Below are 20,570 nucleotides of genomic sequence, written 5' to 3'. Positions count from 1 at the left end.
ACATGGCAATCGAACTGAAAATGCCCGCTCTGTCGCCCGCAATGGAGAAGGGCACGCTGGCGAAATGGCTGGTGAGGGAAGGGGATGCGGTAAAGCCTGGAGACCTGATCGCCGAGATTGAGACCGACAAGGCGACGCTGGATTTCGAAGTCACCGACGAGGGCGTGATCGCGTCGATCACTGTGCCCGCAGGGACAGAGGATGTCACGGTCGGCACGGTCATCGCAATAATTGCCGCGCCCGGCGAGGCGAACGCGCTCCCCTTGGTGGAAATGGCGGATGCCGCACCTCTCGCAGCGCCCGCGACGCCTATGACGTTTTGTGAATTTACCGTCTCAGCACCCGATGCAGTGGCCAAGGCTGAGGAAGGCGACATCACGGCAACCCCCTTGGTGCGCCGTATAGCGACGGCCAAGGGGCTGTCGCTGCTGGGGATTTATGGCACTGGTGTGCGTGGCAGGATCGTCAAGGCGGACCTTGGACTCCCGCCGCCAACGGCCGCCCCGGTGGTGGAACGGGGCGTGGCCGGCATACCGGCGGTCGCGACCGTGCATGCGCCGCCTGTCGGCCTGCCAATGGAAAAGGTAAAGCTCGGCAGCATGCGCAAGACGATTGCTCGCCGAATGAGCGAAGCCAAGCAGACGGTGCCGCATTTCTATCTGACTGCCCATTGCCGCATCGACGCGCTGCTCGCGCTCCGCCACGATTTAAACGCCAATCTTTTCGCGCGTGACGTTAAACTGTCGGTCAATGATTTGGTGATCAAAGCCATGGCGATCGCAATGACGCGCGAGCCGGACGTCAATGTGCAGTTTGCAGACGAGTACATGTATCGCTTCAGCCAGGTCGACATCGCGATGGCGGTGGCGATCGATGGCGGTCTGATCACGCCGATCATTCGCGACGTAGCGACCCTGTCGCTATCGGCGGTGGCGCAGCAGAGCCGGCAGCTTGCCGCCAGGGCGCGCGCGGGCAAACTATCACCCGAGGAATATCAGGGCGGCACGGCGTCCATATCCAACCTTGGCATGTATGGGATCGATGAAATGATACCGGTCATCAACCTACCACAGGCTCTGGTCCTGGGCATCGGGACGGGGATCGAGAAGCCTTGGAAAGTCGATGGACAACTGGGCCTGGCAACGATCATGACCGCCACGGCCAGCTTCGATCATCGCGCCATCGATGGCGCTGCCGCGGCGCGCTTCATGGCGGCATTTCGAAATGCTCTGGAAGAACCTCTCCAGATCATTTGTTAAGGTGCGAAACCCGATGAAAAGAAAGTTTGGGCTGGTGATCTGCCCCCTGCTGAGTGGCCCAGAGACTATGATAGTCTGGACCACGAAGGGGAAAATGAATGCCGAGCAAGAAGCACAAGCCGGAAGAGATTATCGGCAAGCTGCGTGAAGTTGAGATTGTGCTGGCGCAGGGGGCCTCGACAGCGGAGGCCTGCCGGCGGATCGCGGTCAGCGAGCAGACCTATTATCGCTGGCGGAAGGAATATGGCGGGCTGAAGACCGACCAGGCGCGGCGGATGAAGGATTTGGAGAAAGAGAACCAGCGTCTTCGCCGGGCGATTTCGGACCTGACGCTGGACAAGTTGATCCTGCAGGAGGCTGCCAAGGGAAACTTCTGAGCCCTGCGCGGCGGCGGCGCTGCATCGATCATTTGCGACAAGAGCTTCCGGTGTCCGAGCGACGGATATGCCGGGTGCTGGGTCAGCATCGATCGACACAGCGCAAGGTGCCGCGCGGGGCGGATGACGAACAGGCACTGACAGAGGATATCATCGCTTTGGCGAAGCAATATGGTCGCTATGGCTACCGCCGGGTGACGGCATTGCTGTGCCATGCGGGATGGACGGTGAACCATAAACGCGTTGAGCGGATCTGGCGGCGTGAGGGGCTGAAGGTTCCGCTGCGCCAGCCAAAGCGCGGACGCCTATGGCTCAACGACGGATCCTGTATCCGCCTGCGGCCCGAATATCCAGGTCATGTATGGGCCTACGACTTCGTCGAAGGGCGCACGCATGACGGGCGCAAGTTCCGCATTTTGACGATCATCGACGAGGCCAGCAGGGAGTGCCTGGCGCTCATCGTCGCGCGGCAGCTCAAGCATGAGGATGTTCTGGCAGCGCTCGCCGACCTGTTCATCTCGCGCGGGCCACCGGCGCATATACGGTCCGATAATGGCAGCGAATTTATCGCGACTGCCGTCCAGAAATGGTTGGGGCAGATCGGCGTGAAGACGCTCTACATCACGCCGGGTTCACCATGGGAGAATGGCTATAACGAAAGCTTCAACGGGTCGCTTCGCGACGAACTGCTCAACGGCGAGATCTTCTACAGCCTTGCCGAGGCCAAAGTGCTGATCGAAGCCTGGCGGCGGCATTACAACACCGTCCGCCCGCATAGCAGCCTGGGCTATCGACCACCGGCCCCGGAAACGGCGACACCGCCATATCCGGCCTCCGGTTCCGCTTCGCTCCACCTCCACCCGGATATGGCGGCGATGAGCTTAATGCACTAACAAACCAATCGGTCCACTCGGTGGGGGCAGATCAATACCTTGGCCCTGTTGCCCGACCATCCACCGGTTCACTTTGTGTGGCGCGGCATACGTCGGAAGGTGAAGCGCGCGGACGGGCCCGAGCGTATTTATGGCGAATGGCATGTGAGCGAGGAGGAGTGGCTGAGCGTCCGCGATTATTTCCTCCTCGAGGATGAGACCGGGACGCGATACTGGGTGTTCCGTCAGGGCGATGGCATGGACAGCGCGACCGGTAGCCAGGGCTGGTTCCTGCACGGGTTGTTCGCCTGACAACCAACGGCGTTTATAGCCGGAGCTGGGCGCTGCAGCTCGATTGCGCTGCCAGGCCCAGGCAGTCATAGACTGCACGCATGGACGAAAACATGAATTTGACCATTCTGCGTGTCATCGAACGTGCGCCGCAATGGCTTCGGCACGATCTGGAGGCCAAGGAGGCGGTCGTACGGGCACGGGCAGAAGAGACGCTGGCCGCGATGATAGTCGATGCTTTGGCGTCAAACGCCCCATCGTCAGACTGAGCCTGGGAGGCCGCTGAGCAAGCTGCGATGCTACGCTGCTGATCTCGCACGATTTTGGGTGAAGCAGGTGAGAACGGCGGTGGAATACTCGGCCACGGTAGCGGCGGGATAGGTCCGCTGCGGGCGGCGTAAAAGTCGTCCACCTTGAAGCCTTTCTGCTTGGCAGGGAGGACTGGGGATTTTCAGCGTGGAACTCTATCTGAAGGTACGTCTGGCTTGTGCGGAAGGGCTGAGCCAGCGGAGCGCTGCAAAGCGTTTCAATGTGTCGCGCGACACGGTGCGCAAGATGTTGTCTTACTCGTCGCCCCCGGGTTACCGGCGCCAGACGACGCCTGCCCGTCCAAAGCTGGACGGGTTCATCGCGACCATCGATGGCTGGCTTGATGGGGACCGTGGCGTTCCGCGCAAGCAGCACCATACGGCGAAGCGGGTTTTCGACCGCCTGCGCCAAGAGCATGGGTTCACCGGCGGCTATACGATCATCAAGGATTACATCCGGGAGCGAGAGCAGCGCAGCCGGGAGATGTTCGTGCCGCTGGCCCACCCGGCGGGCGATGCGCAGGCCGATTTCGGGGAAGCGTTGGTGGAGATTGGCGGGGTTACGCAGAAGGCGCACTTCTTCGTGCTGGATCTGCCGCACAGTGACGGGTGCTACGTCCGGGCGTATCCGGCTGCCGTGGCCGAAGCCTGGGTCGACGGTCACGTCCATGCTTTCGCCTTTTTCGGCGCGGTACCCCGCTCAATCGTCTACGATAACGACCGCTGCCTGGTGGCGAAGATCCTGCCCGACGGTACGCGCAAGCGCGCATCGCTGTTCAGCGGGTTCCTGTCTCATTACCTGATCCGCGATCGCTACGCGCGCCCAGGCAAGGGGAACGAGAAAGGCAATGTGGAAGGGCTGGTCGGCTATTGCCGGCGCAACTTCATGGTGCCGATCCCGAAGTTTGAGACCTGGGAGGCGTTCAACCTGTGGCTCGAGGAGCAGTGCCGCAAACGCCAGAGCGACAAGCTGCGCGGGGAGAGCGAGACGATCGGCGAACGCCTGGTGCGTGATCTGGCCGCGATGCAGCCCCTTCCAGCTTCGCCCTTCGAGGCTTGCGACCAGACCAGCGGACGTGTCTCGTCACAGTCCCTGGTGCGTTACAAGACCAACGACTACTCGGTGCCGGTGGCTTGGGGGCATCAGGAAGTCTGGGTCCGGGGTTATGTCGATGAGGTGGTGATCGGCTGCCGCAGCGAGGTCATCGCCCGGCATCCTCGTTGCTGGCAGCGCGAGGAGGTCATCTTCCAAGCACTCCATTATCTCCCGCTGATCGAGCAAAAGATCAATGCGCTGGATCAGGCGGCGCCGCTACAGGGATGGCAATTACCCGAGGTGTTCGAGACGCTGCGCCGATTGATGGAAGCGCGCATGCACAAGCACGGCAAGCGCGAGTATGTGCAGGTGCTGCGCCTGCTGGAGAGCTTCGATATCGCCGATCTCCAGGCGGCCGTTGAGCACGCCGTCGATCTGGGCGCCATCAGCTTCGATGCCGTCAAGCACCTGGTCCTGTGCCGGGTGGAGCGTATACCGCCCAGGCTGGACCTGGACATCTATCCCTTCCTCCCCAGGGCAAAGGTCGAGAAGACTATTGCCAGAGCCTATCTGACCCTGCTGTCTGACGGGCAGAAGGCAGCATGAGCGGCCAGCCTCCCGAGATCCTGCTCGCCCACCATCTCAAGGCGCTCAAGCTGCCCACCTGCCTTCGTGAGCATGAGAAGCTGGCCCGGCAATGCGCCGCCGAAGGCGTCGACCATATCCGCTTCCTCGCCCGGCTCATCGAGATGGAGATGATCGACAGGGAGCGTCGCATGGTGGAGCGGCGCATCAAGGCGGCGCGCTTCCCCGCCGTCAAAAGCCTCGACAGCTTCGACTTCACCGCCATCCCCAGGCTCAACAAAATGCAGGTGCTCGAGATGGCGCGATGCGAATGGATCGAGCGCCGTGAGAACGGCATCGCTCTGGGTCCATCGGGCACGGGCAAAACGCATATCGCTATTGGGCTCGGATTGGCAGCATGCCAGAAGGGGCTGTCCGTCGGCTTCACCACTGCGGCCGCCCTGGTCAGCGAGATGATGGAGGCCCGTGACGAGCGACGCCTCCTGCGCTTCCAGAAACAGATGGCGGGATACAAGCTGCTCATCATCGACGAACTCGGCTTCGTGCCACTCTCCAAAACCGGCGCTGAATTGCTGTTCGAGCTGATCTCACAGCGCTACGAACGCGGCTCGACTTTCATCACCAGCAACCTGCCCTTTGACGAATGGACCGAGACCTTCGGATCCGAGCGTCTTACCGGCGCGCTGCTGGACCGGCTAACCCATCACGTCAGCATTCTGGAGATGAATGGCGAGAGCTACCGTCTCGCCCATAGCCGCGCCCGCAAGGCCAAAAGCAACCCCTGAAAATCAGGCCAACGCCCGGGGGAGTGGCCCTCGGGCTACGCCCTCACGCCACTCCCCCGGGCGCGCGCCACAATGGCCTGGTTTTACTCCGCCCCGTGGCCGACTTTTGCGCCGCCGTTGACAGCTGACCAAAGGTCATTTCTATAACGGACATGATTGACGGCCGATCGCGAACCGCCCGAGTAGATTTCAGCGATGATATGGCTGTCGCTGACGGCGCGTGTGGCCCTTGCTTCAACTTGCCATCCACCCGGGAGCTTGAACTCTATCGTGGGGCTGATGGAATAGGCTTCAATATCAGGACGGCTGATCGTCCCGAGCTGCGTCACATCGCCCGTCGCGGTGAAGGGCAGGGCGGCAACTGACTTATGACGGTTGTAATGCGCGTCAATTCCAAATTCGACGACATCTCCCAGCGCTTGATCTGCGGCAAGGACCGCGCTGGCCTGACGCTGTGAGGGCAGAAGCGTCATGCTGCCCTGACGCGAACGCATATAGGAACGCTGCGAAGCCGTAATGTCCGTCGCTCTGTTATAGTCGCCCGCGATCATGAATCCGCCGTCCGACCAGCGCCTGCCGGTCACGGCGCTGAACTGATGTTGAACATCGCCTCCATCTGTGGCGGCGCCCAAGCGTGCGGTCGCCAGGAGGCCATCATAGTCGCGCCGGAGCAGGATGTTGGCGACGCCGCCCACAGCGTCCGAGCCGTACAGTGCAGACGATCCGTCAGCGACGACCTCGACACGTTCGATGGCAGCAAGCGGGATGGCCGAGATGTCGATCCCCTGGCTCACTGCATCATAGGCGACCCTATGCCCGTTCAGCAGGGTCATGGTGGCATCAGCGCCGAGGCCGCGGAGGTTGAGGGCCGACGATGAGGTCGTGTTTTCGGATCCGGTCTGAAGGCTGGAGATGACACCAGGATTTTGGCCGCCGCTGAAATTCTGCGGGATATTGCGGACGTAGGATCCCAGGTCGCTATGTCCCAGTTCACGAATTTTTTCGCGCGAGGCGGCGATTACTGGCGAGGTGGGTTGCGCCCCGCGTATGCGTGAGCCTGTTACGAACAGTTGATTGTCCGCCGCGCTGTCTACCTCTTCCGAGCGCGACGGTGCAACTCGCCCCCGCAAGATGATGGTTTGCCCCCTGACCTCAGCCTCAAGGCCGGATCGCGCTAGAAGCGCAGTGATCGCCTCTTCCGGCGTAAACTCCCCATTGATGGCTGGCGAGCGGCGGCCTTCCAGGGCTCTGGGGTCTGCGACCAGCTGATAGTCGTTGGCCTGGGCGATTGCGCGCAACCCTTCGCCCAACGACTGCGCAGGCAATTCATAGTGGCGTCTTGTATTCTGCGCCGCCACCGGCATTGCAGCCGCGCACATGCATAGTGCGGCGCTGCCGAGAAATACGTTCCTAGCCAAACCCATGTCTGCCCCCATCTTTCAAACCGCCCCTTTTCGAGGTTCGGTCGGGAAAGACAGGGCAGGAGCGATTTGAAGCTAACGGCCCGAGATTATTTTTTAGAGGTGAGGATTAGCCTGTGCTTTTGCGAACGATCGATGGAGAGGTCGAGATAGAAGCTGATCGCGTCGGCGACCCGTTCAATATCCCTGATGTCGATCTCGCCGAAAATCTCTCGCTCGCCAAGGCTGATCGGCACGAGTTCGATCTTGGTATCGCTATAGCCGTTCGCCTCGGCGATCACTTCCCTGATCGGCACATTGTCAAAGCTCTTCACGCCGCTCACCCACTGCTGGTCTGACCGTCGTGCAGGAATGACAACAGATTGCGGCCCTTGTCCATGGCGCAGCGCCAGAATCTGACCGGGCTTGAGGGCGATAGTCTTTGGCGGCTGTGCGGCGTTCGCCGAAACCTGGACCACTACGCTACCTTCTATCAGATGCACCGCGACATTGTCGCGAAACAGAACGTCAAAGACGGTGCCGGTTGCATGCACCTGAATGCCGCCCGCTCGAACATAGAAGGGGCGTCCGTTGTCATGGGCCACGATGAAGCGTGCCCGGCCGCGTTTGAGGCTGATAGTCCTGCTGTCGGCTGCCATGGACACTCCGATGACCGTGTCGGTATCAAGGATCGCGCGGCTTCCGTCGGCCAAGTGGACTGTACGCACTTCGCCCAGCTTTGTGACAAAGGTGGGGGTAGGGCCGGCTTCTTGCACCTGTGGGGCGACTTGAGGTGGGGTCCGCCATACCATTGAGGCCGAAGCCAGCAGGCCCAGGATGGATGCTGCAGCCAGTACTGGAATAGGCTTGGTCCACCAAGGGCGTTGCCGCTGGCGAGAGGGCTGGGCTTGGGTTTGAAACGAGGCGGCCGCATGTCCAGCGGCCTGAACATCATCCATAAAGTCGGCATAAAGGGCTCGCCGGGTCGGTTTTTGCGCGATCCAGTCGGCGAGGGCCTCGGCATGGAGGTCGGGTTCATCCAGCATGCGCAGCACCCAGATCTGGGCGTCCTGCTTGTCCTGCGCCGTGATTTGTTCATGGACGTCAGTCATTGTCCGCCTCCTTATGGGCGGTGATCAGGCGAATGGCCTTCAACATATGTTTCTGAATGACCCAAAGGGGCTCCTCAAGATCGGTCGCGATCTGGCGATAGCTAAAGCCCTCGACGCGATTGAGAAGAAAAATTTCCAGCGTTCGGGGCGGGAGTTGCTGGAGGATCGCCGTCCAATGGGCAAGTTCTTGGCGAGCCTGCAGTTCGCGATGCGGGTCGATCCGGGAAACGCCGTGCACGCCGTCGTCCAGTTCAGTTGATCGGCGCGACATGCGTGTCGAGCCGCGCGCGGCGTGATTGCGTAAGAGATTGGTGGCTATTCGTGTGAGATAGGCGCGGGGGCTGACTAGGTCTGGGTGAGGGGCTGCTCTCACGAAGCGTGTCAGCGTTTCCTGGCTGAGGTCGTCGGCATCCGCCGTGTTGCCGAGCTGGCGATTGAAGAAGCGCAACAGGCGCGGCTTCTCTCGTCGGTAGAAATCGGAGAAGCTGAACCGCTCGCCGCTGTCTTTACTCGTGATCTGAAGATCGATCCTTCGACCTTCGCGCTCGCCTTGGCCCATTCGTCGCACCTATGTCCACTCGGGGCGACGGCCAAAGCCGGATGTTGAGAACCTGTTCACCACAGGCGCATGCGCCTTTACCGTTGCCGGCTGGACATGCGCGCATGCCACCCGGCCCCAGTGAAACTGCGACCGAGCTAATGGTGAAGGGGTTCTCACGCCCCACTTCCGGGCTTTTTCCGGAAGCGGTTCCATTGTGCCGGAATGTCGGGGGAGCGCAACCCTAAAGAACGGATTTGTGACATATTTGGGCATGCGCTCTGGGAGATTTGGAAAGAAGCAGAAGGGGTGGGTGGGCTGCCCGCTGTGGCGGCATCGCGCTCTGGCTTGCTTGGTGTGCCGCTGCACAGGCCAGGCTCGGCTTCGCCGGTCTCGGCCCTTCGGGCTGTGATCGCTGCCGCGAAACGACATGCTGCGAAGGGTTGGAGATGTGATGGCGTCAGTCGTGCAAACACATGCTGCTGCATCGCAGATCACGGGTGCGACATCTCTCTCAACTGCGCCATTCGGACGAAGCGAAAGGGAGGGGAGGATTGGAGAGGGAAAGAAATCCCTTTCAAGGAGTGTCCGTCATGTCCATCTTCCAGCATGCCAGCCGGTTTGCCGCTTATGTGGTTATTGAGTTACGAAACCTGGCTGGCGACGAGCGCTGTGCAGCGCGGATCGACCGATATCTTGCACGCTGCGTTCCGAGGGAGATAGCCGAGCCGATCGGGCTGGGAGGCGGCAAGGCAGGCGCGCGGGTAAGGCAAGCCTTGGCGAAGATGCCGCCGTTGACCCGGGCTGTCCTGGCAGTAGTGGTCGGCCGCAAAATGACCGTGAAGCAGGTCTCGCGCAGGTTTGGTATAAGTGAGGAGCGGGTCTGCTGGCATTTTCGTCGTGCGGTCTCGATGGTGGCAGAACATCGAGATATGAGCTGAGCTGCTCTTGGAGGGGCCGGTACGGATCGACGGCACATAAACGAGCGCGGCCCACGCCTCTCTTTTATTTTCAATTGGGGGCTAGGTGGGCTTGTCTAAATTCGGCAAAGACTGGGACATTTGAGACGGTCAGCTTCGGAGCAACAATGTTAGGATATTTGCCATCCCGGGCTTCCGGCGCGGGCGTCGGTGGTCGCCAAAATTGCCGACGGTCACCGTTCCGAAGCTTGTCGTTCAGACCTGCGGTCATTCATCAAACTAATAATGACAGGCTAGGCAATCGGATACTCCTGCGCCCATTCACGGCTGCCAGTCCGTCATTTTCAGCACATTCCCGCCGAGGGCCTGAAACGCACGCTGGCGACAGGAGAAAACGATGATCTGCTGATCGCGCGCCTGCTGGTGCAGGGCGTCGAACATGCGTTCAATCCGGTCGTCGTCCGAGTAGACAAGTGCGTCGTCCAGGATCACGGGAGCAGGTCGCCCATCCCGCGCCAGCAGACGTGCAAAGGCTAATCGCGTAAGGACCGACAGCTGTTCGCGCATGCCACCGCTCAGCCGATCGACATCCTCCTGCAGCCCGGCGCGTACGATGGTCTGCGGTAGCAGTGTCTTGTCGTCGAAGGTGATAGTGACATCGGAAAAAAGCATGCCGAGCAGTGGGCGCAGCTCGTTCATAACTGGCTTCAGGTACAGGTCGCGCGCGCCCGAACGCGCCGCTTCTAACGCCTGCTTTAACCGCGTAAGTACCGCGACCTCCCGTTCGAATGCCTTGATGCGATCCTCGGCCGCAGAAAGCGCATCGACGGTCTCGCGCCATTCCTCCTCGACCGCCTCGTCCGATCGAGCGGTGATGCCGGCGTTCAATCCGGCGATCATCTCCCGAAGCTGCTGTATCTCAGTTGCGGCTGCCTCCTCGACCGAACGCACACGGCGTAGCTTCGCATCCGCAGCGTCCATGTCTAGCGATTCGGCGCGCCGTGCCTCAAGCGTCAGCTGAGCGTCCTTCAGCACGGCTTCGCGTTCAGCGAGGTGGGCGGCCAACCGTTCACCCTTTGTCTGCCGCTCTTGGACCGGACCAAGTATCGCTACGATCTGCTCCTCGCGTGTCTGTAGTCTCGCCAGGGCGGTTTCGGCCTTGATGAAGGCCTCGTTGGCCAAGTCGCGAGTAGGTTCGACCGCGCGGACCGCCAGTGCAGCCTCGCGCCGCGTCTGCTCGGCAGTATCGCGGCCGGCGCGTGCTTCGTCCAGATCTATCGTAGGCTCTGTCGCGGATGGGCCCGCCCCCGCCAGTGCGGCCACGGCTCGGCGCAGCGCGTCCAGGCCATCCGGCGCGATTACCTTGAGTTGAGCACGCGCCTCGTTGGCCTGAGCTTCGATTGCCTGCGTCTGGACCTGCTGGGCCCGGGCCGCCGCCAGATCGGGCACTCCCATAGAAGCAAGCAAGGCCTCCCGCTGCGCCTCCGCAGCTGCGAGCCGACCGTCCTCGACGCCAGCGGTATTCGATCGAAGCGTGATCGTGCCGATGCCGGGCGCGACGAGTTGCACATGTCCGATATAGCCGCGCTCCTCGCCATCACCGAGCATAGAGCCGCCCATCGTTATACGTGCGGCAGCGTAGGCATCATAGGCGACTTGCACAGAAGGACGTGCAGCGTCCTGTACAGCGCGAATGCGGGCGATCTCCACGTCCAGCTCACCAAGCTCGTCGATGGCGCCACCGGGCAACCTCAAACCGGCAAGCTGCGCTTCACAGGTTTCGATCGTGCTGCGAACTGCCTCGGCGTCATCGAGCCGACCCTCCCACTCAGCGCGTCGCTCCGCCGCCTCGCGAGCCTTGGTCGACGCCTCAATGAGGACAAGCAGCCCGCGAGCCTTCGTCTCATCGCCTTCGGCAGTCTCAAGCTCGACCTGCGCTCGAGCTATCGCCTCGCCAGCACCGCGACGCCGCTCCACCGCTTCATCGCGGCGGCGACTTGCATCGCGGGTGTCATCAGCCAACTGTCGCGCCTCGGCCAGCGTCTCAACGAACTTTTCATGTTCGCGCAAGGCTGTCTCGCGCTGTTCACGCGCAAGACCGAGTTCGGCCTGAATCGCCTTCAACTGCTCGGCCTGCGCGCGCGCTGCATCGAAGGATAACTGCGCCGCTTCAACCGCCTGCCTGCGGGCATCACGAGCATCTGCGTCCTCCAGCTCGGCAAGCCGACGGAGGGACTCGCCGCGCTGATCAAGCGCAATGCGCAGGGTGGACACCTCCCCCGCCAACCGCTGCTCTTCAGCCGCCAGCCGATCACGAGTATCTATGGCAATGGCATACCGACCGCCTGTCTTGGGTCGTCCGCTCGCGGTGACAAGCTCTCCGGCCGCCTGCACGATAGCGTCCATGATCTCGGCCATGCGCCTGCCACCGGTCATCGCCTCGACCTCGCCCTGCACCGATTCCAACAGACTGGTGCGGACCTGCCGATCGCTGTCCTCCTCGGACTTGCTGCGCTGCTCGATGCCCGTGATGCCCTGCCGAACCCAAAGAAGCCCCGCCGGGCCGCCGGCGCCGCCATGTATCAGCTTGGCGATGAAGTTCTCCGCTTCATCCGCCTGCGCGATGAGACGTCCGGACCCTGTATCCAGCACCTTGGCGAACTTCCCCGAATAGAATTGCTTGGTGATCCGGTAGCGAGCGTCGCCGACCTGGATATCCGCCTCGATTAAAGGATTGCCACCACTATAGGGGCGCAAAGCCCGTACGCCCCCCGCCGTGCTGGAATGCGATTGGAAGAAGAGCCCGTGCAACGCCTCGAAACTAGTCGACTTTCCGAATTCGTTTGCGGCGCAAAGCACGTTCACGCCGTCACCTATGCCTTCGATCGCGACACCGCGCCCAGCGAACCGCTTGACGTTGTGGAAGCGGAGCGCTGCTACCTTCATTGTGATACCCTCTCCGCATAGCCATAGAGCCGCGCCAGGGCGGACATGGCAATCTCCCTTTCTAGGGATGAACGACCTGCATCCTCGCCTTCGGCGAGGAGGACGTCGGCCGCGTCCCGGAGGGCGCCGGCACGATCGATCCGATCGAGATCCCCGATCTCGCACTCCGTTGCCAACGCTTCATCGTTAAGGTGAAGCCAGGCGAAATCGGGAGCTGACCGCTCAATGCCGGCAATGAGCGCCGTACGGGCAGCGAGCCCGGCACGACCAGTGGCCACCACCCGGGCGAGCGTGTGCCTGCGATCCCTCAGGTCCGGCAGCAGCGTCTCCAGCCCCACGTCCGGATCATCTTCCGCCAGTAGATGAAGATCAAGCGTGCGCCAGGCAAAGGTTCCCGTGGGGACGGACGTCACCGACGGCACCGCGCCGGCTCCCGAGATGTCGACCAGCAATGCCGTGCCGGATCGATCATGCTTGAACCGATCCTGCTCGGGAGAGCCACTGTAGTGCGTGCGGGAATCTACCTCTATCGCGCCATGCCAGTCGCCCAGCGCGAGATAGTCCAGGCCGGCGCGGCGCGCCCGATCAGGGGCGATCACCTCAGCGCCGACCGAATCCTCTGAGAAGCTCTGGATTGCACCATGGGCGAGGCCGATGCGGATAGCGCCGTCGGTGGTCGTCGCACCGTCCATCCATTCGCTGAGATCTCGACCTGGTCGCCTCGAGGTGCACGGCGCAGGGAGCAGGACTGCACTGCCCGTCAACTCGATCGGTTCCGTCCGGGTCGCGAGCACTACATTGTCAGGTGATTCGCTGCCCAACAGATTCCATAGCTCTGTAGCCTGCAGAGAATCGTGGTTGCCTGGCAGGATTACCCAACGGAGTGGTGCGTGATGGGCCATCTCGGTGAGCGCCTGTCGGCGGACATCGGCTGCGGGCGTCTCGGTGTCGAACGTGTCACCGGCTAGCAGGATCGTGTCCACGCCATTCAGTCGCGCCTGTTCGGCCAACTTGCCGAGCACCGCGTGGCGCGCTTCGCGCAGCCGGCCCGGAAGGTCACCGGAGAAGTTCCCAAAGCGCTTGCCGAGATGTAGGTCGCTGGAATGGATGAAACGCACCATGCTTACTGCACTCCCGGCATTGCGGCATCGTTCGGCACTGATGCGCCCTCTCCCCGACCGCGAGCGATCGCCTCATCGAGCCGGGCTCGTGATCCGGCCGCCAACCTTTCGACGCCGAGCATCCGCGCAAGCTCGCGGGCTGGATCAGGCTCGTCGAGCAGACCTGGATGGTCCCCGACAACTGCGGATAGTTCCGCAAGCGGGATGTCCGGGATCGCCCGCCGCCCTTCATCTCCGTGTGGGGGGCGATAGGGATGCAAATCCGCAATGGCTCCTGCCTTCCAGATAAATTCGCCGCTCGACTCCTGCGTACGGCCATAGTCACGCAGGTGCATGTCGATGCGATCTCGGATCTTGCCGCCCGTGCGCAGCCAGCCATGCGCGCGAGCGACACGCTGGCATAAAATATCGGTGCGCAGCGGGCTCTCGGTTTCGATGACGGCAGCCACCATTGAACGCAGAGTATCCCGATACGCGAAGTCGTAGAACTGGTCCGGATCTGCCGCGAACCCTGTCAGATCCGTGATGCAATACCGGCCCTGGCTTTCGCCCGGCACTGCAGACGCGGAAACAGGAGCTTGGATCGCGTCGGCTGCCCGAACGGGCATAAGGGGGGCAGAGACGTCCGCAGAGACCAACTCGATGTCCATTGGCACAGGTGCTGGAGCTACCTCGTCCGTGTGTGCTGCCGCCTGATCGTCGCGGATGCCTTCGATCCCTTCGACCTCGTGTCCCATGTCCCAATGTGCGGTCCCGCCAACGGCCGGTTGGGCCGCGCGGCTCGCCTCCAAGAGGGTTTCCAGCGCTCCATGAAGCCGATCGGCGCAACCAGCGGCATCGTACCACCAGTCGGTGGACCAGACGCGCAGCATGTTCCAGCCGAGCCCCCTCAGCACCTGCTCGCGCACCTTGTCGCGGTCCCGCGCGGTCGCTGCGCTGTGATAGGATGCGCCGTCGCACTCGACACCTGCGAGATACGCTCCCGGCAGATCAGGATGACGGACGCCCAGATCAATCCTGAAACCGGAGATGCCGACCTGCGGCACAATCTGCCACCCCCGATGCTCGAGCTGCGCAGCCACCGCCTCCTCGAATGGAGACTCGAAGCCACCGACCGAGCCCGCCGTCTGAGCCGGTAATGCGATCGCGCCCCGCTCCGCATAATCGAGGAAGGTCTTGAGATGATGCACCGCCAGCGCCTTGGTGCGCGTCGGATCGATCTGATCGGCGGTGAAGCCAGAGAAGACGATGAGCTCCTGACGTGCGCGGGTTACCGCGACATTCAGCCGTCGCTCGCCGCCGTCACGGTTGAGGGCGCCGAAGTCCATTGTCAGCTTGCCCGCCGCATCCTTCCAGAAGGTGATCGAGAACAAGATGACGTCACGCTCGTCGCCCTGCACATTCTCCAGGTTCTTCACGATGGTCGCTTCGACCCGTTCGTCTGCAAAGAACCATTCGAGGGCAGGCTCGTCACGCCGCGCAACGTCCAGCAGATCCAGGATCAGCGACTGCTGCTGCGCATTGAAGGTAATGATGCCCAGGGTTGGTCGACTCTTCTCGGGCAGGTCTAGCCAAGCCTGCATGCGAGCAACCGCCTCGTCAGCGACGGCCTGCGCTTCGATCCGATTGGTCCGGCTCTTGCCACGGTCATAGACGCCGCTCGGTACCTTACGCAGCCTCACCGCCCTGTCGTCCACCTGGGGCGAAGGGAAGGTCACGAGCCGGTTCTGATAGTAATGGCTGTTCGAGAAGGCGATCAGCGACTCGCTGCGGCTGCGGTAATGCCAGCGCAGGTCGCGCACGGGGATGCCGGAAGCTTTCGCCTCGTCGAGGATGCTTTCCATGTCCCGCTCGTGGTCGGCTACATCCTCGTCATCGTCGTTGCTGCCGAAGAAGTTTGTCGGCGGCAGCTGCTTGGGATCGCCGACGATGATCGTCTGCCGCCCGCGGGCGATTGCGCCGACTGCATCCCAGGTAGTGATCTGGGACGCTTCGTCGAAGATCACGACATCGAACAAGGCCTGATTGGGCGGAAGATACTGCGCAATCGACAGCGGAGACATCAGCATGCAGGGAGCGAGCTTCGAGAACGTCTCGGGCATCTTGCCGATCATGTCGCGGATCGACTGGCTGGGGCGCTGCAGCTCCATCTGGTACCGAAGCAGACCAAGTTCGGAATTCCGCGGCACGCTCTGAACGGGAGGCAGATTGTGGGCGAGCGCACCGATGACGTGGGCCGTCGCATGGGTGCGGACAAGATCGTCGATCTCCCGGAACTCGGCGATAGAATTCTCATGCTGGAAGCGTCGGAATTCGCGCAGCACCGGATCGCCATCCAGCACCATGGGCAGCCACCAGCGTGCATAACCCACTCGGAACGCTTTTCGCGCCTGATCCGGAGAGACGTCCCCCACCTCGATCCGCTCGACAAGCGCACCAAGCCCGGAGGCAATCGCCCGCTTGCGCACGCGGCACCAGGCCGACCAGTCCCGCAATAAGTGACGCGCGTCCACGAGCTCCGTCAGGGATGCCGAGAGTGTGCCCAGCGCATCTGGCGCGGCTTCGAGCACGACTTCCCGGTCTGCCGCCTTGGCGAAGCGGCTACGGGCGTCTTCGTAGCCCTGACGCGCCGCCAGCAGCTTGGCAGCAGCCTGCCAGATACGATCACCTTGATCACGTTCTTGGATTGTTGAGGCGACACGCCGGGTGGCGGTCTCCACCGCATCCGCGTCGCGGCCACCTAGACGCAGCGCCGAACGCAACCGCTCTGCACGTGCCAGGATGTCGGAAATGGCATGCACATCGGTGTCGAGGCCAGCGAGCGGGAGTTGCCGCCCTGCCAACGGTGTCTGATCGATCTTCGCCAAGTGCTCCTTCATCCTACGGAGCTGAGGCAGGTCGCTTTCGGGGTCTGCCGTGCCGCCGCTGGCATAGGTCTGTAGTAGACGCGACACCTTGCGCTTGCCGATCGCCGAGAGCGGCCAGAGCGATGAGGCCGCCTCACGCCATTGCCGATCGAGCGTATCGGTGTCGATCGCGCGCGCGTTCTCGATAGGATACGAAGCCGAAAGCTGCCCTTCGGCATTCCGGTAGCTGCCTATCGCGGCGGTGAAGGCGGCCAGGTCGCTTGCAGCCCGGACGAACCCCGGATCGAAGGCGATCGAGATGTCGCGGTCGCGTCCGGCCTCCATCGCCTCAGCCAGGGCGGTGAACGTCTCAATCTCGACACTCACCGGCTGCTCGTCGGCGCTCAGCCCGATGGGGGTCCGAAACCCATCTAGCGCGGCGATCAGGAGGTCGGCGGCGTTGCGAAGAGACTGGGCAGCAGAAATTAGCTCGTCCTGCCGTGCCGTCCCAGGTTCCTCGATGTCGACAAGATCCAGTGCTGGCCGCCTCTCGACCGACGCGAAGACCACACCAACCTCGCCGGACAGTTCCTCGAGCGAGGCCAATGTCTGCATGTCGTGCATCTGGTTGCGGGGCCAGTCGAAGTCGGGTGCCGGGGCGTCGGCTTCTCGCAGGGCAACGCCCAAGGCAAGATAGGGCGTCCAGCCGCTGGGCGATGGCCTGTGGAGCGCCTCCACATAGGCGTTGAGGGTATCTCGGCGCAGCCTCAGCCGTTCGTTGACGGTGATCCATTCGGCAGGGTCGACCCGCTCGCTATGCTCCCATGCAGCCTTGAGCTGCGCCAGGAAATGACGGCGATCGGCCTTGCTGGAATGCAGCTCGATGCACTGGTCGCCAAGCCCATGTTCACGCAACCGGCGATAGACGACATCTAGCGCGGCCGTCTTCTCCGCCACGAACAGCACCGTCTTCCCGACACCCAGGCAGTTGGCGATCATGTTCGCGATGGTCTGGCTCTTGCCCGTCCCGGGGGGGCCCACGATCACGAAATCCCGGCCCTCCGCCGCGGCCAGGCTTGCGGCGGTCTGGGATGAGTCGGATGGTAGAAGGCTTATGATGTCCGCCGGCGCGTAGACGCGATCAAGTTCACGCTCGTCATGGATCGGCGGCTCGCCACCATCCGAACCGAACGGCCTGTCGGGCGTATCGATGAGATGGCGGACCACCCGGTTCTCGCGCAGTGCCTCCGTCCGCTCCACCAGATCCTTCCACATCAGGAACTTGGCGAAGTTGAAAGTCGAAAGGGCGGTGTCGTCCACGACCTCCATGCCGGGTACGTCCCGCACCGCCTGCCGCATCATCGCCAGAACCCGCGGCACGTCGACGCCGCTGTCGTCAAGCGGCAGATCACCGGCGAATTGAGGTAGCTTCAGATCGAAATCGCGTTCGAGAAACTGAAGGAGCGTCGCGTTGAAGCGCGGCTCATCTTCGTGGAAGCGCAGGCGGAAGGGAGCGCTCGCGCTACGCCGCTCCAGCTTCACGGGCACCAGCAGCAACGGTGCGCGATAGCTGCGTTCGTCCTCCGGCTTCTTCTTCCAACGCAGGAAACCCACGGCAAGGAACAGGGTATTGGCCCCGCCTTCGGCAAAATCGTTGCGCACCTGGCGATGGAGGTCGATCAGGCGAGCCTCGAGCTGGGGGCCGTCCAGCGGCGATGGCAGCTCATCCCGCTGCAGGGCCTCAGCGGCGAAGCCGCGCTGGAGATCACGGCCATGCACCTCGCGATACAAGGCCGCGTCACGCTCACCGAGTGGGTTCTGCTGGGGCAATGAAACGATCTGGATGGCGGCACCGTCCGCCAACCTGTCCTCCACATATGCGACATCGGTGCATAGGAACGGTATCGTTTTCTTCGATTCCGGGAAGTTGAGCAGCCGGTTGCGGAGCGTCAGGTCCAGCAGCTTCTTCTGCCACCGATCTATGCGGCCTGCCGCGGTCGTGGGCTTCTCATCGACTTTAAGGTCTGGAAGCTCGTTGAACGAAGGGGCTGCAGGCAATGAAAGCGCCGTTGCCTCAACGCCGCTGTCATCTTCCGGAGCTTCATGTCGGGAGGCGGCGTGCGACGCTAGCGGGGTAATGCCGCCGCTGCGGGCTCGGCGCACGTCTATCGCCGCCACAAAGGCGTGTGCCTCCTCCTCGCTCATGCGATGATCCAGAGCGCGCTGAGCGGCGTCCAATGCCATCGGCGGCCGATGTGTGACGCCGGTCGTCTCGAACACGATCAGTTCGCGCGATGCTAGCGCCTTGCGGACCTCCATTTGGTCGGTCTCGATCGTGTTCCCCAGCGTTCTCTTCGTCAGCCAGACTCCGACTGCAGCATGTCCATGGAACATCAGGATGACGGGATAGAGCCCGGCCCCTTCAAGGGCGGCAGCGATTAGAAGGGTCGTGTCGAGGCAAGTGCCGAGCCGCTCCTCCGCGATCGTGGCAGGCCGCCGCACCTTCTGGCCGCGATCTTCGAAGCTGGCGGGCGGTTCTGCGTAATGGATCGCCATCGAAGCCACAGCGGAATAAATCGCCGCAGCGAGCATGTAGCTGCGCTGGGGATCTCCCGACTGATAGCCATCAAGCCCGCTGGAGTGCCCATGCTCAGCCAGCGTATCCGCCGCGCTACGAAGGATGCGGGCGACCGCCGGGTCGTTCGGCATGACGAACGCCGGCAGCAGTTGTGCCATGTCGGCGACACCGCCCCATTCATCGCGTGCAAGCAAGCGGACCGGAAAGCGTTGCTCATTGAGGATCGCGTCACCAGTCGACAGCCTCAGCGTGATCTCTCCACGCTCGGCCTCGTTCAGCCCAGACAGATAGTCAGCATCGAGATCGACCTTGCGATCGCCCAGTGGGAGGTTGTCACCGGGCGCAAGGCGATCGATGGTCCAGGACTTGGCGCGAAGAAACGCAGGCGACGAGGTAAGATCGACGCGGATGCTCTCATGATGCCGTCCGTCGGCATTCTCTATCAGGATGGAGCGTATTACGGGTATCGCGTTCTGGTAAGAAGCGTAGGTAAAGCTTGCCGCGATGTCCGCAACAATCTTGGGATAGCTCATACTCGCGTGATTGAGTTGAACGTCATTGGCATTTTGGTCATCGGAATCGTGCATGAAGCCCCCAGTCGAAAGGCAGGCTAGCGAAGCACGCACGCTAAAAATAGATAGAATTATAGCCTATACGATTCAATCATTTCTTGAGGCAAGGGGCAGCGCCTGCTTAGCAGGCCGTTGGCGCGGTGCATTCAGTACGGGATAGCTTTTGCATCGTGACGACCGGACAGCGGACGGTCTGCACCTGGGGAGCGAAGTGCGAGTGCTGAACGTCTGCGTTGGGTCGATTTTGCTCCGGCTGCATTCTCATCCTACCCTAAAAGACCTGGGCTCAAGGCTGACGGTCGGCCGACGACGGGCTTCAGTTCATACCTCTGCCAAGCTCACTAATAGCACCTAATTCATTGACGGACAGGATATCAATCAACTCCAGTCCAGCAAAGTCGTCTTTTGCCCATCGCACCACACCTCGGCACTCGCGTCCATTTGGCAGCTGGACCCAGACGCGCAGCCCTTCCTGGAACGACCCGTTATGTCGAACCATCATGCCGCGCTGCGAAATGTTGCCAAGTTCAAGTTGGTGAAGGCCGTTCGTGCTGCGTCCCACCGCCGGCGTGGCTGGGGTCGTTAGACGCAAGGGCCGCGCCCGAGCGGAACGCGCTTCCGCGACCAATTCCCGCAGCAACTCGGCGCAGTCGATCTGATGCTGAAACAGCAGTGTATGTCGACCGTTATCGCTTGCGACGACGGTCGCGCGCTTTGAAATTGTTTCCGAGAGATCGACCTGGATTATGTGCCCGATCTGCAAAATCATGATCGACGAGAGTTCTACTGCGGCATTTGATAGTCTGTGCAGTCTGGCGAGGCCTGTCTCCCCATCTACGACCAGGCGCGCAACGCGGTTCACGGTGGCAAGTCTGGCATCGCAAACCTGATCAACGCGCCGCACGTCCGTCCGTCCCAGCCCGGTATTCATGTTCGTTGCCATGCGCCGCTCCCTTGGTTGTTTGACCCAAGGTGCGCATGGAGCAGCTCGACGTGCAATTCGTAGCGGTTACGGGCGCCAACG

The 20,570-nt window shown here is 62.1% G+C and carries 14 protein-coding genes; 7 read left to right on the top strand and 7 right to left on the bottom strand.

The features are described 5' to 3' along the window. Nucleotides 1–2 precede the first annotated feature (2 nt). The 6 genes from IWY39_RS19730 (at nt 3) to istB (ending at nt 5,513) form a co-directional block, all read left to right on the top strand. Nucleotides 3–1,259: a dihydrolipoamide acetyltransferase family protein gene (locus IWY39_RS19730; RefSeq protein ID WP_107126301.1), complete on the top strand. Its 1,257-nt coding sequence runs from the start codon at nt 3–5 to the stop codon at nt 1,257–1,259. A gap of 98 nt (nt 1,260–1,357) precedes the next feature. Then, nucleotides 1,358–2,529, top strand: a protein-coding gene (locus IWY39_RS19725; protein WP_107124077.1) for an IS3 family transposase whose coding sequence is annotated in 2 segments (ribosomal slippage) — nt 1,358–1,622 and nt 1,622–2,529 — 1,173 coding nt in all. Because the reading frame shifts where the segments join, the coding sequence is not laid out codon by codon here. Nucleotides 2,530–2,673: 144 nt separating this feature from the next. Next, nucleotides 2,674–2,820: a hypothetical protein gene (locus tag IWY39_RS19720; protein WP_196871690.1), complete on the top strand. Its 147-nt coding sequence runs from the start codon at nt 2,674–2,676 to the stop codon at nt 2,818–2,820. A gap of 80 nt (nt 2,821–2,900) precedes the next feature. Then, nucleotides 2,901–3,068, top strand: a complete 168-nt coding sequence (locus tag IWY39_RS19715) for a DUF6771 family protein (RefSeq protein ID WP_315850624.1) — start codon at nt 2,901–2,903, stop codon at nt 3,066–3,068. A gap of 187 nt (nt 3,069–3,255) precedes the next feature. Then, nucleotides 3,256–4,749, top strand: coding sequence for an IS21 family transposase (gene istA, locus IWY39_RS19710; protein ID WP_196871689.1), 1,494 nt, complete (start codon nt 3,256–3,258; stop codon nt 4,747–4,749). Continuing rightward, nucleotides 4,746–5,513, top strand: a complete 768-nt coding sequence (gene istB / locus IWY39_RS19705; RefSeq protein WP_145170006.1) for an IS21-like element ISSsp5 family helper ATPase IstB — start codon at nt 4,746–4,748, stop codon at nt 5,511–5,513. Before istA ends, istB begins: the two co-directional genes overlap by 4 nt. Nucleotides 5,514–5,596: 83 nt before the next feature. Here istB and IWY39_RS19700 read toward each other — a convergent pair whose 3' ends face one another. The 3 genes from IWY39_RS19700 to IWY39_RS19690 all read right to left on the bottom strand — a co-directional run bounded on the left by IWY39_RS19700 (nt 5,597) and on the right by IWY39_RS19690 (nt 8,584). Next, the gene (locus tag IWY39_RS19700) at nt 5,597–6,949 is read right to left on the bottom strand and encodes a TonB-dependent receptor plug domain-containing protein (RefSeq protein WP_231377800.1); all 1,353 of its coding nucleotides are present in this window, start codon (nt 6,947–6,949) and stop codon (nt 5,597–5,599) included. Nucleotides 6,950–7,023: 74 nt separating this feature from the next. After that, a complete protein-coding gene (locus tag IWY39_RS19695) occupies nt 7,024–8,025 on the bottom strand; it encodes a FecR family protein (protein WP_107126376.1) in 1,002 nt (333 codons plus the stop codon). Beyond that, entirely contained in the window at nt 8,018–8,584 is a 567-nt protein-coding gene (locus tag IWY39_RS19690; RefSeq protein WP_107126375.1) for an RNA polymerase sigma factor, read from the bottom strand. Before IWY39_RS19690 ends, IWY39_RS19695 begins: the two co-directional genes overlap by 8 nt. 572 nt (nt 8,585–9,156) lie before the next feature. On the opposite strand from IWY39_RS19690, the gene IWY39_RS19685 reads away from it, so the two are divergent. Further along, the gene (locus tag IWY39_RS19685; protein ID WP_107126374.1) at nt 9,157–9,504 is read left to right on the top strand and encodes a sigma factor-like helix-turn-helix DNA-binding protein; all 348 of its coding nucleotides are present in this window, start codon (nt 9,157–9,159) and stop codon (nt 9,502–9,504) included. 300 nt (nt 9,505–9,804) lie between these two features. On the opposite strand, the gene IWY39_RS19680 is transcribed toward IWY39_RS19685, so the two are convergent. The 4 genes from IWY39_RS19680 to IWY39_RS19665 form a co-directional block, all read right to left on the bottom strand. After that, on the bottom strand, nt 9,805–12,429 hold the full coding sequence (locus tag IWY39_RS19680; protein WP_107126373.1) for an AAA family ATPase: 2,625 nt from the start codon (nt 12,427–12,429) through the stop codon (nt 9,805–9,807). Then, nucleotides 12,426–13,550, bottom strand: coding sequence for a metallophosphoesterase family protein (locus tag IWY39_RS19675; RefSeq protein ID WP_107126372.1), 1,125 nt, complete (start codon nt 13,548–13,550; stop codon nt 12,426–12,428). Before IWY39_RS19675 ends, IWY39_RS19680 begins: the two co-directional genes overlap by 4 nt. Before the next feature lie 2 nt (nt 13,551–13,552). Then, nucleotides 13,553–19,561, bottom strand: coding sequence for a DUF3320 domain-containing protein (locus tag IWY39_RS19670; protein ID WP_107126371.1), 6,009 nt, complete (start codon nt 19,559–19,561; stop codon nt 13,553–13,555). A gap of 301 nt (nt 19,562–19,862) precedes the next feature. After that, a complete protein-coding gene (locus tag IWY39_RS19665) occupies nt 19,863–20,489 on the bottom strand; it encodes a PilZ domain-containing protein (protein WP_196871688.1) in 627 nt (208 codons plus the stop codon). Nucleotides 20,490–20,570: the final 81 nt, after the last annotated feature.

The organism is Sphingobium sp. JAI105 (genome assembly GCF_015752145.1).
Classification (GTDB): domain Bacteria; phylum Pseudomonadota; class Alphaproteobacteria; order Sphingomonadales; family Sphingomonadaceae; genus Sphingobium; species Sphingobium xenophagum.
Note: the sequence above shows the minus strand (reverse complement) of the source record. Positions and strands in the feature narration are given on the sequence as shown.

Excerpts from the sequence above, each read along its gene's own strand:
- IWY39_RS19730 (WP_107126301.1), top strand. The coding sequence starts at position 3 with ATGGCAATCGAACTGAAAATGCCCGCTCTGTCGCCCGCAATGGAGAAG.
- IWY39_RS19715 (WP_315850624.1), top strand. The coding sequence starts at position 2,901 with ATGGACGAAAACATGAATTTGACCATTCTGCGTGTCATCGAACGTGCG.
- istB (WP_145170006.1), top strand. The coding sequence starts at position 4,746 with ATGAGCGGCCAGCCTCCCGAGATCCTGCTCGCCCACCATCTCAAGGCG.
- IWY39_RS19700 (WP_231377800.1), bottom strand. The coding sequence starts at position 6,949 with ATGGGGGCAGACATGGGTTTGGCTAGGAACGTATTTCTCGGCAGCGCC.
- IWY39_RS19695 (WP_107126376.1), bottom strand. The coding sequence starts at position 8,025 with ATGACTGACGTCCATGAACAAATCACGGCGCAGGACAAGCAGGACGCC.
- IWY39_RS19690 (WP_107126375.1), bottom strand. The coding sequence starts at position 8,584 with ATGGGCCAAGGCGAGCGCGAAGGTCGAAGGATCGATCTTCAGATCACG.
- IWY39_RS19685 (WP_107126374.1), top strand. The coding sequence starts at position 9,157 with ATGTCCATCTTCCAGCATGCCAGCCGGTTTGCCGCTTATGTGGTTATT.
- IWY39_RS19680 (WP_107126373.1), bottom strand. The coding sequence starts at position 12,429 with ATGAAGGTAGCAGCGCTCCGCTTCCACAACGTCAAGCGGTTCGCTGGG.
- IWY39_RS19675 (WP_107126372.1), bottom strand. The coding sequence starts at position 13,550 with ATGGTGCGTTTCATCCATTCCAGCGACCTACATCTCGGCAAGCGCTTT.
- IWY39_RS19670 (WP_107126371.1), bottom strand. The coding sequence starts at position 19,561 with ATGCACGATTCCGATGACCAAAATGCCAATGACGTTCAACTCAATCAC.
- IWY39_RS19665 (WP_196871688.1), bottom strand. The coding sequence starts at position 20,489 with ATGGCAACGAACATGAATACCGGGCTGGGACGGACGGACGTGCGGCGC.